Consider the following 13,667-nt stretch of genomic DNA (forward strand, 5'->3'; position numbering starts at 1 on the left):
ATGCTTCTCGAACTCACCGGTGCCGGCTTCACCTACCGCAGCAATGCGGCTGCGACACTGACCGACATCGACCTTCGGCTGGCCCCCGGACAGATGCATACGATCCTCGGCGAGGTGGGCTCGGGTACGTCCACCCTGGGGCGGCTGATCACTGGGTTGTTGTCCGAGCGTGGAACCAGCGTCGGGCACATCCGTGTTGCAGGGACTGCAGTGATGCTCGGCGATGACCCCGAGGCGCAGCTGAGTGGAATGACGAGCCTCGTCGGCGATGAGGTTCAGCTGTCCGGGCGGCTGAATGGGGACGAGGTCTCAGCGGTCGAGAGGCGTGCACGGAAGGCCCTTGACTCGCTGGGCATCGGAGATCTGTGGCGTCGACGCCTGGATACTCTCTCCGGTGGTCAGCGCCAACTCGTCGCACTGGCGGGACTGCTCACCGGGAATCCATCATCGCTGGTCCTCGACCAGCCGTCTCTGTCGTTGGACCCGGAGACTCGGCGGCGTCTCGGCGCAGTGCTTCGGGCCTTCTGCGTCGCTGGCGGTGCGGTCCTCATCACCGCCCATCAGTTCGACGAGGTGGCCGAAGCCTGTGACCAGGTGAGCATCCTTGACTCCGGTCGGCTGATCACGACCGACATCCGCCCCTCAGCCAGCGAACTCGAACGACGCGGGATCTGGGACACTCGACCACGTGAGCAAGGTGAGCCACATCAGAAATATGAGCCACGCGAGGCCGACCGCCCTGAAGCTGCCGGACCGTCGGCCCCGGCTTCTGTCGCACTGTCGGTGAGCGGGCTGAGCGTCGCCCGCGGTGGGGTCACCGTTCTGACCGACATCGATCTCGACCTCGCATCCGGCGAGATGGTGTCGATCATGGGCTCCAACGGCGCAGGGAAATCCACCCTCCTGCGCAGTCTCGCTGGTCTTCTCGGGGCCGGGGTCAGAACGTCGGGCATGATCAACGTCGATGGCAACGGTACTCCGGTGAGCCTCGGCGATGCTCCTGCCCATGAACGAGCACAGCACCTCGGCTGGGTGGGACAGGACCCAGGAAGTCAGCTTTCTGCTGCGACCGTGCGCGAAGAACTCATGCGCGCCGTGCCACTGCCCTCGCACAGACGCCGCGACAGGGCAGCGATCCGCACCCGCCGACAGAAGTCGGTCGCCTCGGCGATGGCGATGACTGGGCTGGATTCGTTCAGCGAGACTCATCCCTATGATCTGAGCATCGATCTCCGCAAGGATCTGGTGATGGCGTCGGCACTCATCTTGAGCCCTCGGATTCTCCTCCTCGACGAACCCACTCTGGGCAGAGACCGCAAGGCCGTCGACAGGCTGAACGTGTTCATCAGGGATTTCCGCCGCCGTGGTGGATCCATCCTGGCCACAACCCATGACCGGCACTGGGCCGCAGTGACAGCGGATCGCATCCTGCTTCTGGGCGAGGGGAGGGTGAGTCACGACGATCAGTGCGGGGGATCAGCCGGATGAGCATCTCAACGCTGCCGGATGACGAGTTCGTCATGTCAGATGCGGATCGTCAGGTTGTGGTCGTCAACGGTCATATCGTCCTCCTGGACTCAAATCCTGTGGACTCAGTTCGCGGCGCTGAGAGCGCAGCTCGCCCCTGACTCGATGCTAGGCGGGACCTGCGCTGCTTGACCATGTCCGCAGGTGATTGCGCTTGCTTCGGCCATGTCAGTGCCGAGTCGTAGCGTGAGGTCATGGATAAGAACGTGAATTCGTTTGATGCACTGTACGCCGAAGTCGGCAGTCACAGATCCGTGATGCCATGGGGCGAGCTGCTCGGCTTCGTCCGCCGATTTCCCCAGATCGCCGCGTTCAACGCGGCTCTCATCGCGCAGCAGAACGCCGGAGCGATATTCGTCGAAACAGAGCACGCGTGGCAGCAGAAATTCGGCAGGCTCCTCGCAGACGAAGCCGTGGCATTGATCGTGCTGCACCCCTTCGCGCCGGTGCGCTTCGTCTACGATGTCGAGGATACCCACGGGCCTCCGGTCCCCGATGCCGCAGTCAACCCTTTCAAAGCCGCTGGGGCACCGACGTGGGACGGGCATCGTCTCGTCATGGAGGTCCTGCACCGAAAGGGGCTGGACCTCGCGGGCTTGCCGAAGACGCAGAGTCCCACTGTGATGTTGAAGCATGTGCTCGATGAGCTCGCGCTGGTCTATGCCGGACATCTCGGAGCTTTTCCGAAATTGGGGATTGCTGCCAGTGAGACGGACATCGACGGACGACAGTCCCGCTTCGAAGCCGAATGCATCACCTGGCTGATCGCCGGACGCCTCGGCCTGAAGATGGCGGCGACCGGGACGTTGAAGGGCTACCTCAAGCACGGTGAGCTCCTGCCCCCGCTGTCCAGGGATCGGGTCCTGCACTCGGTCAATGCCATCGAAAAGCTCTTCGGTGGCGCTCTGGCGTTCGGTCGAACCATCCGCGAGGACGTGCCGAGCCTGTTCCCGCTGACCCAGCAGTGGTCTCTCTCCTCCTAGCACGTGGCATCAGCCTGCCGCACCTTGACGCACACCCGTGGACAGTTTTCTGCAGATCCCTGGTCAATGCCGCGACGGGCGAGCAGAATGCCTATATGTTCACAACCCCGAACAGATGGACCAAAGCCACCGTCGATCGAGGAGTGCACCAGGCATTGCGGGCATGCGGCCCTTCTGCGGGAGTGCATCGACGGTCGAACAGGTCAGTGACCACGGAGCAGAAACAGATACCCTTGATTGAACGATCTCAATGAGGAGACATCATGACCCGCGCAGTACAGATCACCTTCGATTGTCACGACCCGATCGGCCAAGCCACCTTCTGGGCAGAAACGCTCGGATACGTCATCCCTGGCCCTCCCGGAATCAGCCTCAGCGCCGGTGACGATCCTTTTGCCGCATGGAAGGAATTCGTCGAGGGGCTGGGCATCGACTTGAAGCCTGCGGACTTCCGCGCCGCGATCGAGGATCCGCAAGGCCGCGGGCCCCGAGTGTTCTTCCAGATAGTCCCCGAGGACAAGATCGTCAAGAACAGAGTGCATCTCGATGTGCGTGCTGCCCCCGGTCTGCAGAACTGCGAACGGATGCAGGCGTTGGAAGACGAATGTCAGCGTCTGCAGGAACTGGGTGCACAGCGGCTCGAACGGGTCGATCCCAACCCGCCGATGGAGACTGGATTCATCGTCATGGCCGATCCCGAGGGAAACGAGTTCTGCCTCGACTGACTAGGGCTCTGACCAGGATGAGAATCCTCTTAGCAAGGGGGCAGTGGGGGCACCTCCTTGTTACCGTTGAGAGCATGAAGACACAGAAGTTGGCCACGCGAGCCGCTGCCGGGACCATGATTCTCGCCTTCGCCCTCACCGGCTGTTCGAGTGGGGGCTCAGGTGATGGTCAGGCCCCGGAGACCGAGGGCCAAACCTCAGAGTCAACTGAGGCGCAGAATGCTTCTGGCAACGACGCATCAGGCGACGCTGAAGCAGGCGATGACGATGCCAGCAGCGATGACGGCGCTGAAGACACGAAATCGCAGGGCTCGACGACAACCAGCTCCTCGGGGTTGGCCGCTGATGCCGATCTGAGCAAGGAATCACCATCAGTGGCACCCAAGGACGCCATTGCCACGGCGAAGAAGGAAGCGAAGGACGGCACCGTACACGGCGTCGAACTCGACTTCGACGAACGCGACAAGGCGTGGCAGTACGAGGTCAAGGTCATCGATGGCTCCACTGACTTCGACGTCGAGATCGATGCTGAGACCGGTGAAGTCGTCGACACGGAGAAGGACTCCTCGGACGACAAGGAAAAGGCCATCGACCTGACCGACCCGATGACCTTCGACGAGGCGCTCAAACTCGCCCGGGGCAAGGCCTCAGGCCGACTCGACGGATGGAAGCTCGAATCCGACGACAACCGTATCGAATACCAGTTCGATTTCGATGACAAGAGTGAAGAGATCGAGGTATCCGTCGACGTCGAATCGAAGGAGGTCACCGTCGACGACTGACCAATGCCGCATCCGGAGCATCATTGGGACAGATGGGCGCTGTCAGGACGGAACAGCGCGGCGTAGGCTGGTGCTATGCCCTTGAACCCAGTTGCTTCGCCTCGGCCGGCCGGGCGTCTCAACGTCATTGCCGGCCCTATGTTCTCAGGCAAGTCCGAGGAACTCATGCGCCGCGTCCGACGAGCGAAGATCGCCGGGGTCAACGTGCTCGTCCTCAGCCACTCTCTCGACACACGTTCCGACCTGTCGGCGATCACCTCTCACGATGGGATCAATATTCCCGCGATACCCGTCGGTGACGTCGAGTCCCTCGCCGAGCTCGCCCGCGTCGAGGACTATGAACTGGTGGCCATCGATGAGGCCCAATTCTTCGGGCCTGATCTGGTGCCGACCGTATTCGACCTCGTGGAACGTGGTGCTGCCGTCATCGTCGAAGGACTGTGCGTGACGTTCGACGGCGGCCCCTTCGAACCGATGCCGACATTCATGGCCGTGGCCGAGGACGTGCTCAAACTCACGGCAGTGTGCACGATCTGCGGCAGGGATGCCGTCTTCCACCAAAGGGTGGGCACCCCCGGGCTCAGTGTCGAAGCCTCGGAACCGAGCGCCACAGACATCGATGCCAGCCATGTCGGGGGCCTCGAATCCTACGTCGCACGTTGCCGCGAGCATTTCGCTCCACCGCACTAGCAGCAATCGGTCACGACCGCACCAGAGCAGGTGCTCAGTCCTCGATGCTCTCCCACACATCACGCCAGATCCGGGCCAAGTCCGGAACCTGATAATGGGCATTGAGGCCGCTGGGCTGAGGTACGACGTGAAGGTCGATATCCTCGGGCCAGCCATCGATGACAGACGTGTCCTGCTCGCCGAGGTGGGCCTTGGGCAGCGAATATCCGATCCGGAACGACGTGATCCCAGCGACTGCGACTACCTTGGGGCGGATGCCGTCGAGTCGGCGGACAAGCCTGGCCGCACCCTCGCGCAGTTCCTGCTTGTCCAGCTCATCGGCCCGAGCCGTGGCCCGTCCCACGAGGTTGGTGATGCCGATTCCGCGTGCCAGCAGCTGTGCCTCGTCCTCGACGGCCAGGCCCAGGGAAGCGTCGACGAGGTGATCGGTCAGACCTGCCTGATGCAGAGACGGCCAGAAGCGGTTGCCCGGTCGGGCGAAGGGTGCATTGACCGCGGCCGTCCACAGGCCCGGGTTGATTCCGACGATGAGCATCGAGAGTTCACCCGAGCGTCCAGGGAGAACGTCATCGATGGCGTCGGGATTGTCAGTGGCGAACTCAGTGAGGTCCTCCTTCGTCGGCTTTCGTCCAGCTAAGGGCGATGGTCGGCGGGAGCTGATGAAACTTTCCTCAATCACGCTGTCCACACTACCGTCGAGTCAGTACGGACGAATCAGCGCCCGTCGCCTCAGAAACATCGGGAGATCCATGACGCACGAACACGGGCAGCAGGCTCATCAGCACGTGCGACCGCACGCCGGTGAGTCAGCCCCTTTCCACTTCGAGAACATATGGAGGGTCGATGCCAGCCCGATTCAGGTATGGTCCGTGCTCTCCGATGTCGAATCGTGGCCGCAGTGGTGGCCGGGCCTGCCCGTGGCGGTCCCCGTCGATGACAGGATCGTGCCCGGCAGCCGCGCCGACATTCAGGTGGAGAGCCCGATCGGCGTCACCCTGAGCTTCGGAATCGAACTTCAGGACACAGACCCGCCGCGCTTCGTCTCGTTCACCGCCACCGGTGATCTGAGGGGGACCGGTGTGTGGGCGCTGGAGCAGACAGGCCCGATCACCACGATCAGCTCCGTGTGGTGTGTGACGACATCGGGCTTGTCGATCCGCATGCTGCGTCCCGTGGCAACGTGGATGCACTCACGTGTGATGAGCGCCGGGCACCGCGGTCTGGCCAGACGACTGAACAGTCTCATGCCCTGAGGCCGACCACGCATCGATGCCACCTGCCAAGGACCGCAGACGCACGGAATCCGGCGCCGCATCCTGCAGAAGCTGCAGGGCCTGAGCGGAACGGGCGCCTGACTTGCAGTGGATGACGACCTTGCGAGGCGGCTGCGTGATGAGAGTTTCCACCGCCGGCCAGCCCTCGACCTGCAGCACACTCAGCGGCAGGTGGACGGATCCGGGTATCGATGCCAACTGGCGCTCCCAATCGGCCCGCACATCGATGAGGAGTGCGGAGGAAGAATCAGCCAGATACTCATCGACACTGATCTCGTGCTCCCGATCTGCACCGTCACCGTCTGCTTCTGCACGGGCAGCTGCACAGGCCACAGCCACCTCGGCGAGGTCGGTGACAGGTTCGCGATCAGGATCCGGTGAGAACCTCAGCGTGGAGTAGTCGGACTCCAGCGCGTCATAGCGCATCAGGCGACCGATCAGAGGAGCGCCGATGCCGCAGATGAGTTTCACCGCCTCCGTGGCCATTGCCGAACCGATGGTGCCGCACAGCACCCCGAGGACACCGCCTTCGGCGCAGTTGGGCACGGAATCGGCCTCGGGGATGTCGGGAAACAGGTCGCGCAGCATAGGCCCATGCCCGGGAACGAAGGTGCTCACCTGACCGGCGAAGCGAAAGATCGTTCCCCAGATCAGTGGGGTGCCGGTGAGTTCGGCCGCATCATTGGACAGATACCGGGTCGCGAAGTTGTCTGCGCCGTCGAGCACCAGATCATGGGACGCGAAGAGTTCGAGCACATTGTCGGGGCTCAAACGCTTGGCAACTGTGTGAACCTCGAGCAGCGGATCGAGGCGCAGCAGGGCGTCACGGGCGGAATCGACCTTGGCTCGGCCGATATCGGCATCGCGGTGAAGGACCTGACGCTGCAGGTTCGAGGCGTCGACCACATCGTCGTCGATGATCGTGATCGATCCGATCCCGGCCGCAGCCAGGTAGTGCAGAACCGGGGCACCTAAGCCTCCCGCACCGATGACCAGCGCCGAGGCGGCCCGTAACCGGCGTTGTCCTTCGACCCCGATACCCGGCAGGCTCAGATGCCTGGCGTAGCGTTCGAGTTCTCGTGGGGTCAGAGAATCGAGCGGTTCGACCAGCGGGCCCGGATTGTTCGCCGCGCTCATCTCGGGGTCACCATCCCGTCGAAGGTCGATGAGGCCAGGGCCAGCGGTCTCTTTGGGATGCGCCCGGCATGGGCAGCCAGATGACCGGACTCCACGGCGAGGGACATTGCCCGAGCCATGGCGCTGGCATCATGTGCCCGGGTCACCGCAGAGGCCAACAGGACGGCGGTGCAGCCGAGCTCCATCGCCAAAGCCGCATCAGAGGCGGTGCCGATTCCGGCATCGAGGATCACAGGCACCCGGGCGCGGCTGACGATCGTCTCGATGTTGTGAGGATTGAGGATGCCCAGTCCGCTGCCGATCGGAGCACCGGCAGGCATGACCACAGCAACCCCGGCATCCTCGAGCCTCTTGGCCAGGGCCGGATCGTCGTTCGTGTAGGCGAAGACCGTGAAGCCGTCGAGCACGAGCTCCTCCGCCGCCCGGAACAGCTCCACCGGATCGGGCAGCAAGGTCTCCTCATCGGCGATGACCTCGAGCTTCACCCAGTTCGTCTCGAGAGCTTCCCTGGCCAACCGGGCAGTCAGCACAGCATCCCTGGCTGTGTAACATCCGGCCGTGTTGGGCAGGATACGGATACCCAGGCGTTGCAGCAGGGCGAACACCGAGTCCCGGGCAGTGCCGTCATAGCGGCGCAGTGCGACGGTCGTGAGCTCAGTGCCTGATGCTTCCAGCGCCTGTTCGAGGATGCTCAGCGAACTTGCCCCGCCGGTGCCCATGACGAGCCGGGAATTCATCGTCACTTCGTCGACGTTCCAGGTCATTTCAGCCTCCCTGCACTGCTGTGACGATGTCGACGCTGTGGCCTTGGGCCAGAGTGACGCCCGACCACTGCCCGCGCCTGATGACCTCACCGTCGACGGCGAGCGCGATGCCCAGGCGGCTGCCGTCGACGGGGGTGCCGTCGGGGCCGATCTCCTTGTCGACGATGCCGGAGATGAGGTCCGTGGCTGTGGTGGGACCGGCGAGTGCGTGGCGCTCGCCGTTGAGCGTGATGGTGATGGTGTCGGTCACGGATGACTCCCTGCTGGTTGCTGAATCGAAATGGTGTGCTGCTGTGCGTTTTGTGTTTCCGCCGGTGGGTGCTCTGCCTCGAAACGTTCCGGTCCCACTGCTGCCAGTGACCCCGGTGGCGCCCATGCTGTGTCGGCTCTGGTGGCAAGGTCGGCGGTGAGGCCTGCACCCAGCGGGGCGAGGAGGATGCCGTGCCGGAAGAAGCCGGTGGACACCACACAGCCGGGATCGATGCGTCCGATGATCGGCACGTCATCGGGTGAGCCCGGTCTGGCGCGGGTGGTGATGTCTGTGATCTCGCAGTCGAGGATGGCCGGGACGAGGCGCTCTGCGTCACGAAGCAGCTGGTGGACGCCGCCGGCGTTGGTTCCCGACCGGCCGTCCTCACGGCTCGTGGCGCCGAGGACGAGCTCGCCGTCGGTGCGAGGCACGATGTAGACGGGCCGAGCATTGACCAGACCGCGGATCGTGCGTGTCAGCAGCGGGGCCAGTGCCTGTGGTGCCCGGAGTCTGATCACCTCACCCCATACTTGGCGCAGAGGCAGCGTCGGCAGCCCCGCGATGTCATTGCACGAAGCGCCAGCGGCGACGATGACCTGATCAGCGCTCAACCTCGTCCCATTGTCGAGCTCGACGCCCACGGTGCGCCCGGATGTCTTGAGCAGACTCGTGACGCAGGCCCGGACGAGGTCATCACCGAGGACCGATATCAGTGCACCGGTGATCCGGCGGGGATCGATCGAATGATCCCCGGGGATCGTGACGGCTCCGCACACCCCGGGTGCCAGGGACGGCTCCAGGTCACGGGCCCGGGATACCGAGATGAGGGAGACGTCGAAACCGGCTGAGGACTGCAGGATCATGAGTTCACGCAGGGAGGCGAGGTCGGCCCGGTCGCCGGCACACACGAGAGTCTCGGCGCTCGTGTGTCCCAGGTCATGCCCCGAGACGGCAGTCAGCTCGGCGGCGAAGTCCGGATAGAGGTCCGCCGAGGCACGCATGAGCGGATACAGGGGAGACTGCCCCCACACCACCTCGGCGGCAGGGGCCAGCATTCCCGCAGCCGCATGGGAGGCACCCATGGCGGGGGCAGGATCGACGATAGTGACGCCGATGCCGCGACGGCGCAGATTCCAGGCAGTGGACAAGCCGATGATTCCAGCTCCCACAACGATGACGTGCACGTGCTACTCCCTCCGGCGGCATGATCCGCATCAGGTTGAACGGTCGGCACGAAGCCCTCTCAGCCCCTTTATGAGGCTCCCGCGAACTCCTCTACTCTAGGAGCATGGCCGCAGATATGACAATGGACGCCGCAGTCCACGACACGGACAGAGCTGCAGACAGAGACACACGACTTGACCGGCTGCGCGCGGCCAGGCTCTATGTCTGCACCGATTCCCGCAGCGTGCAGGACGATCTCCCCGAGTTCCTCGATGCCGCCTACGCCGGTGGCGTCGACATCATCCAGCTGCGCGACAAGGGCCTCGAAGCCCGGGCCGAGATCGAGGCACTCGAGGTGCTCAGAGATGCAGCCCACCGGCACGGGAAGCTCTTCTCCGTCAATGACCGCGCGGATGTGGCGCTGCTCGTCGGCGCCGATGTCTTCCACGTCGGCCAGGGCGACCTCACCAGCCAACAGGCCCGCGCGGTCCTCGGCCCTGATGTGATACTGGGCCGTTCGACCCATTCGATCGCACAGGCCGATGCCGCCGAGGCGGACCCCGAGATCGACTATTTCTGCTTGGGTCCCGTGTGGGAGACCCCGACCAAACCCGGCAGACCAGCCATCAGCACCGACCCCCTGCGCGCGCTCGCCTCCAGCGCATCCAAGCCCTGGTTCGCGATCGGCGGGATCTCGGCAGGCGAGCGCCTCGCCGAGGTGAGAGCCGCCGGTGCGCAGCGCATCGTCGTCGTCCGTGCAGTGACCGCAGCAGAAGACCCCGCGGCCGCGGCTGCGGAACTCAAACAGGCGTTATGACAGCGCGCGGCGCAACTGCAAAGGAATCAATCTGATATGGGAGAGCACACAGTGAAGATACTCATCGCCGGAGCCGGAGCGACCGGCGGGGCGTTCGGCACCCGCCTGTTCGAAGCCGATCGCGATGTCACGTTCCTCGTCCGCGAGGCACGAGCGCAGACGATGCGTGCCAACGGCCTGCGATTCGTCGCTCCCGGTGAGGACCGGACGAACCACATCCCCGTCCTCACCGCTGCCGAGCTGGCCCAGGCCGATCCGGCAGCTGCCGACTCCGCCGCTGCCGATCGCCAGGATTCGACTCCGTTCGATCTCGTGATCGTCGCGGTCAAGGCCAACGGCTTGGAGTCGAGCATCGACGACATCAGACCCGCCGTGGACGCGCACACCCTCATCATCCCGTTCCTCAACGGCATGGCTCAGATCGAGCGATTGGTCGAGGAATTCCCAGGCCAGGTTCTGGGCGGTCTGGTCAAGATCGTCGGAACGATCACGGACGGAGCCATCCACCAGATGACCGACCTGGCGATCATGACCATCGGCGACCTCGACGGGGGAGCCGTCCCCGATCCCATCGTCGAGGCTCTTGACGTTCCCGGCTACAGGCTGCAGATCCTTCAGAACATCACGGACGCCCTGTGGGAGAAGTGGATCTTCATCGCCGCGGCTGGAGTCGTGACCTGCCTGTTCCGGGCCCCGGTCGGAGCGATCATGGCAGCTGGCGGACAATCGCACATCGTGGGAATCGTCGACGAGCTCGAAGCCGTTGCGAGCGCCGGGGGACACCCGGTCTCGGCTCAGGCCAGGGATATGACTCTGGCCATGCTCACCGCCGAGGGCTCGTCCTTCACCTCTTCGCTCTATCGCGATGTGACCTCGGGTCTGCCCAGCGAAACCGAGCACATCCTCGGTCACCTCGGGCGAACAGCCGCTGACCTCGGTGTGCAGACACCCCTGCTCGACCTCACACTTGTGCAGCTGCGGGCTGGGGAGTCGCTGCGACAGAGTTGAGCGTCGAGACTGAACCGACAGTCGAGACAGAACTGACCTCCTCGACGCCGAGGCGCAGCATCGTCAGATACGGCTCCCCGGGGATGGTGTGGGTGACTGCGTCCGATCCGTGCGGAGCCGTGAACGTCACCATCGGGATCGAATCTGCGCGGTCGAGAACCAGAAGGGTCTCGTACCCGCCTGGCCCCACCGAGTGGGCGGAGCCGACGGGAAGTTCGCAGGCCAGTGTCTCCAGCGGGTTGTCCGATGAAGGCGGCCGGTTCATCTCCTGATCGGCGACATCGGCGAACTGCTGGGCAGTGATGAGATAAGCCTTTGCCGGTGTGGGGCCTGGCACATGATGGTCATAGAAGGCCATTCCTCCACCGCCCCACACGGTGGAGCTGCCGGCGAAGTAGATGGATCCGGGAAGTTCGATGCCCATCTCTGCCAAGGGCGGAGCGGAGTTCCGTGCGCCGGGATAGGTGACGAATGCGCCTGGGGGACGGCCGCCCTGCAGGTAACAGGCGAGCCTGTCACGATGCATGTTCGACCCATAGCTGACATACCACACGAGACCTTGAGACATCCCATTCATGATGCCACGTCAACGGCTGGGACTGTCCAATCTGCGGAGTCTCGGTGTGCCGTCCGATCACCATCTGATCGGGCTTTCCTCCTGGCCAGAAGTGTGCGCGTGAGTTCAGCAACACCGGTGATGACGAGTGCGATGCCGATGCCCAATCCCACCCCGAGCAGCGGCTGATCCTCGAACAGCACACCGCCGAGCAGGCCGATGCCCGTCGAATACAGCGCCCAGGCCAGGCACCCTGCCGCATCGAAGGCGAGAAACCGAGGGACCGGATACTTCAGCATCCCCGAGGTCACGGTGGTGGCCGTGCGCCCGCCGGGAACGAAACGGCCCGCGATGAGCACAGCGCCGCCTCGGCGGGCGAATATCTCCTTGGTGCGTTCGAGGAGCCGACGTGCACGCGGTCGTCGGGTCCACCGAGACGCCAACGAGCCACACCCGCGCCCTACAAAGTGGGCGGCGAAGTCACCGGTGAGGGCACCGACTGCTCCCGCCAGCAGGAGTCCGACGGGGTTCGGCGTTCCGGTCGCCGCATAGGCCGCCGCGGTGATGAGAATCGTTTCGGAGGGCACGATCGGGAACAGGGAGTCGAGGCCGGCGATGACGAAGACGAGGAGGTACAGCCACGGCGATTCGAGTGTTGCGGCGAGGATGTCGAAAGCGAGGTCCATACTCATTCACGCTATTGACCGACGGGTGAGCTCGGAACGCGGCGAAGAGCAGTATCGCCTGCAGGAGCCCGGAGCGAAGATGCGGAAAACCGGAAACGGAGACTGCGGTCGGGCCCATGGGACCAGGCGCCCGGCGTTGCTACGATCGACCTATGCCCTGGCCGACGTCGCTGACCGCGCGGATTCCCCGAGAATCCCGCATGTTCGTCACACGCTGGAGTGCCTCGGTGCTGGGAATCCTGTGGGGCGTGCTGCTGTGCCTTCCGCTGCTGCTCGCTGCGATCCCCGCCTCGACCTCGCGACTGAGCCGGAGGGTCCTGGCTTGGGAGCGCACCCGGCAGGAGCGGGGCTTCGGCGTCATCATGGGTTCGGGCCCGATGACGCGCGGCTTCTTCGTCCTCAACGGTGTGGTTGCGGGCCTCATCGCCATTCCGGTGCTCAATCTGCTCATGGGTTTCCTGCTCGTCACGATCGGATCGCTCATCCAGGGACTGTTCATCGGCGGCAGCATCACCATCGGCTTCGACTTCTGGACCATCAGCCAGCCGACTCTGTTCGTCGGAGTGCTCTATGGAGCCGCGAACCTCATCGGCGTCATCGTCCTCGCCGAGTTCGCGAATTGGCTGCACGGCAGAATCGACTCCAGGTTCACCGAGACCAGCCGTCCCAACGCGCCCCACACCCGCATCACTCAACTTCTCATGACCCGTCACGGTGTGGTCATGGCCATCGACGAGGAGCGGCGCCGGATCGAGCGGGACCTCCACGACGGAGTCCAGCAGAATGTCGTGTCCCTGTCCGTGCTCGTCGCACGTGCCCAGCGAGCGAAGGATCAGGACAAGGTCAGCGCTCTCCTCGATGACGCCCTCGTGCAGTCCCAGGACCTCATCGATGAGATGCGCGAGGTCGCCTGGCGGGTCTATCCCACAGCACTGGACGAACACGGCCTGGGCACCGTCCTCCACCGGGTAGCCGATCACTGTCCGATCCCGGTCACCCTCACCGACGTTCCCGCCCGGCGGGTATCGCAGGCCAGTGAATCTGCTGCGTACTTCGTTGTCCGGGAGGCGGTGACCAATGTGGTCAAGCACGCGAATGCGTCGACTATTCGAATCAGCGTGATCGCCGAGGAACAGAAGCTCATCGCCGAGGTGATCGATGACGGCACAGGGGGAGCCGACCCTGCTGGCAGCGGGCTGAAAGGACTGTCGCGCCGGGTTGGAGCATTGGACGGGACGATGACGATCGAGAGCACAGAGAATGTCGGAACCACAGTGAGAGCGGAGATCCCCTATGTCTGAACC

The 13,667-nt window shown here is 64.1% G+C and carries 17 protein-coding genes and 1 riboswitch; of the genes, 10 read left to right on the forward strand and 7 right to left on the reverse strand.

The window, feature by feature from the left end; translation table 11 throughout:
- The 6 genes from FO013_RS04250 to FO013_RS04275 all read left to right on the forward strand — a co-directional run bounded on the left by FO013_RS04250 (position 1) and on the right by FO013_RS04275 (position 4,707).
- Complete coding sequence (locus FO013_RS04250) at positions 1–1,488, forward strand: ABC transporter ATP-binding protein (RefSeq protein ID WP_143921309.1); 1,488 nt, start codon at positions 1–3, stop codon at positions 1,486–1,488.
- Positions 1,485–1,628, forward strand: a complete 144-nt coding sequence (locus FO013_RS22285; RefSeq protein ID WP_186292979.1) for a hypothetical protein — start codon at positions 1,485–1,487, stop codon at positions 1,626–1,628. The genes FO013_RS04250 and FO013_RS22285 overlap by 4 nt, the downstream gene beginning before the upstream one ends.
- A gap of 93 nt (positions 1,629–1,721) precedes the next feature.
- Positions 1,722–2,510 carry a hypothetical protein gene (locus FO013_RS04255; RefSeq protein WP_143921310.1) on the forward strand — a complete coding sequence of 263 codons (789 nt, stop codon included), beginning with the start codon at positions 1,722–1,724 and terminating at the stop codon, positions 2,508–2,510.
- A gap of 263 nt (positions 2,511–2,773) precedes the next feature.
- Entirely contained in the window at positions 2,774–3,235 is a 462-nt protein-coding gene (locus FO013_RS04265; RefSeq protein WP_143921311.1) for a VOC family protein, read from the forward strand.
- 74 nt (positions 3,236–3,309) lie between these two features.
- Complete coding sequence (locus FO013_RS04270; protein WP_143921312.1) at positions 3,310–4,017, forward strand: PepSY domain-containing protein; 708 nt, start codon at positions 3,310–3,312, stop codon at positions 4,015–4,017.
- A 75-nt stretch (positions 4,018–4,092) separates the two neighbouring features.
- A complete protein-coding gene (locus FO013_RS04275; protein WP_186292980.1) occupies positions 4,093–4,707 on the forward strand; it encodes a thymidine kinase in 615 nt (204 codons plus the stop codon).
- 34 nt (positions 4,708–4,741) lie between these two features.
- Here FO013_RS04275 and FO013_RS04280 read toward each other — a convergent pair whose 3' ends face one another.
- Positions 4,742–5,386 carry a mismatch-specific DNA-glycosylase gene (locus tag FO013_RS04280; RefSeq protein WP_222103576.1) on the reverse strand — a complete coding sequence of 215 codons (645 nt, stop codon included), beginning with the start codon at positions 5,384–5,386 and terminating at the stop codon, positions 4,742–4,744.
- Positions 5,387–5,456: 70 nt separating this feature from the next.
- Between FO013_RS04280 and FO013_RS04285 the strand changes: the two genes are divergently transcribed.
- Entirely contained in the window at positions 5,457–5,960 is a 504-nt protein-coding gene (locus tag FO013_RS04285) for an SRPBCC family protein (RefSeq protein WP_143921313.1), read from the forward strand.
- Here the strand turns inward: FO013_RS04285 and moeB are convergent.
- The 4 genes from moeB to thiO all read right to left on the reverse strand — a co-directional run bounded on the left by moeB (position 5,898) and on the right by thiO (position 9,316).
- Complete coding sequence (gene moeB, locus FO013_RS04290; RefSeq protein ID WP_143921314.1) at positions 5,898–7,118, reverse strand: molybdopterin-synthase adenylyltransferase MoeB; 1,221 nt, start codon at positions 7,116–7,118, stop codon at positions 5,898–5,900. The genes FO013_RS04285 and moeB overlap by 63 nt on opposite strands.
- Positions 7,115–7,882 (reverse strand): thiazole synthase, encoded by a 768-nt coding sequence (locus FO013_RS04295; protein ID WP_143921315.1) that lies wholly within the window; start codon positions 7,880–7,882, stop codon positions 7,115–7,117. The genes moeB and FO013_RS04295 overlap by 4 nt, the downstream gene beginning before the upstream one ends.
- A 1-nt stretch (position 7,883) precedes the next feature.
- Positions 7,884–8,132, reverse strand: a complete 249-nt coding sequence (thiS, locus tag FO013_RS04300) for a sulfur carrier protein ThiS (protein WP_143921316.1) — start codon at positions 8,130–8,132, stop codon at positions 7,884–7,886.
- A complete protein-coding gene (gene thiO, locus FO013_RS04305; protein WP_143921317.1) occupies positions 8,129–9,316 on the reverse strand; it encodes a glycine oxidase ThiO in 1,188 nt (395 codons plus the stop codon). The genes thiS and thiO overlap by 4 nt, the downstream gene beginning before the upstream one ends.
- A riboswitch (TPP riboswitch) is annotated at positions 9,306–9,409 on the reverse strand. (Overlaps the previous gene by 11 nt.)
- A gap of 11 nt (positions 9,410–9,420) precedes the next feature.
- Between thiO and thiE the strand changes: the two genes are divergently transcribed.
- Both thiE and FO013_RS04315 read left to right on the forward strand, forming a co-directional pair.
- The gene (gene thiE, locus FO013_RS04310; protein ID WP_395949349.1) at positions 9,421–10,113 is read left to right on the forward strand and encodes a thiamine phosphate synthase; all 693 of its coding nucleotides are present in this window, start codon (positions 9,421–9,423) and stop codon (positions 10,111–10,113) included.
- Positions 10,114–10,149: 36 nt separating this feature from the next.
- Positions 10,150–11,121, forward strand: coding sequence for a 2-dehydropantoate 2-reductase (locus FO013_RS04315; protein WP_143921318.1), 972 nt, complete (start codon positions 10,150–10,152; stop codon positions 11,119–11,121).
- Here the strand turns inward: FO013_RS04315 and FO013_RS04320 are convergent.
- On the reverse strand, positions 11,075–11,689 hold the full coding sequence (locus FO013_RS04320; protein ID WP_143921319.1) for a histone deacetylase: 615 nt from the start codon (positions 11,687–11,689) through the stop codon (positions 11,075–11,077). The two genes, FO013_RS04315 and FO013_RS04320, sit on opposite strands and share 47 nt — an antisense overlap.
- A 5-nt stretch (positions 11,690–11,694) precedes the next feature.
- Positions 11,695–12,363 carry a DedA family protein gene (locus tag FO013_RS04325; RefSeq protein ID WP_143921320.1) on the reverse strand — a complete coding sequence of 223 codons (669 nt, stop codon included), beginning with the start codon at positions 12,361–12,363 and terminating at the stop codon, positions 11,695–11,697.
- 152 nt (positions 12,364–12,515) lie between these two features.
- Here FO013_RS04325 and FO013_RS04330 point away from each other — a divergent pair, with 152 nt between their 5' ends.
- Positions 12,516–13,664, forward strand: coding sequence for a sensor histidine kinase (locus tag FO013_RS04330; protein ID WP_186292981.1), 1,149 nt, complete (start codon positions 12,516–12,518; stop codon positions 13,662–13,664).
- Positions 13,665–13,667: the final 3 nt, after the last annotated feature.

This window comes from Brevibacterium aurantiacum, from assembly GCF_007558825.1.
GTDB classification, from domain to species: domain Bacteria; phylum Actinomycetota; class Actinomycetes; order Actinomycetales; family Brevibacteriaceae; genus Brevibacterium; species Brevibacterium aurantiacum_A.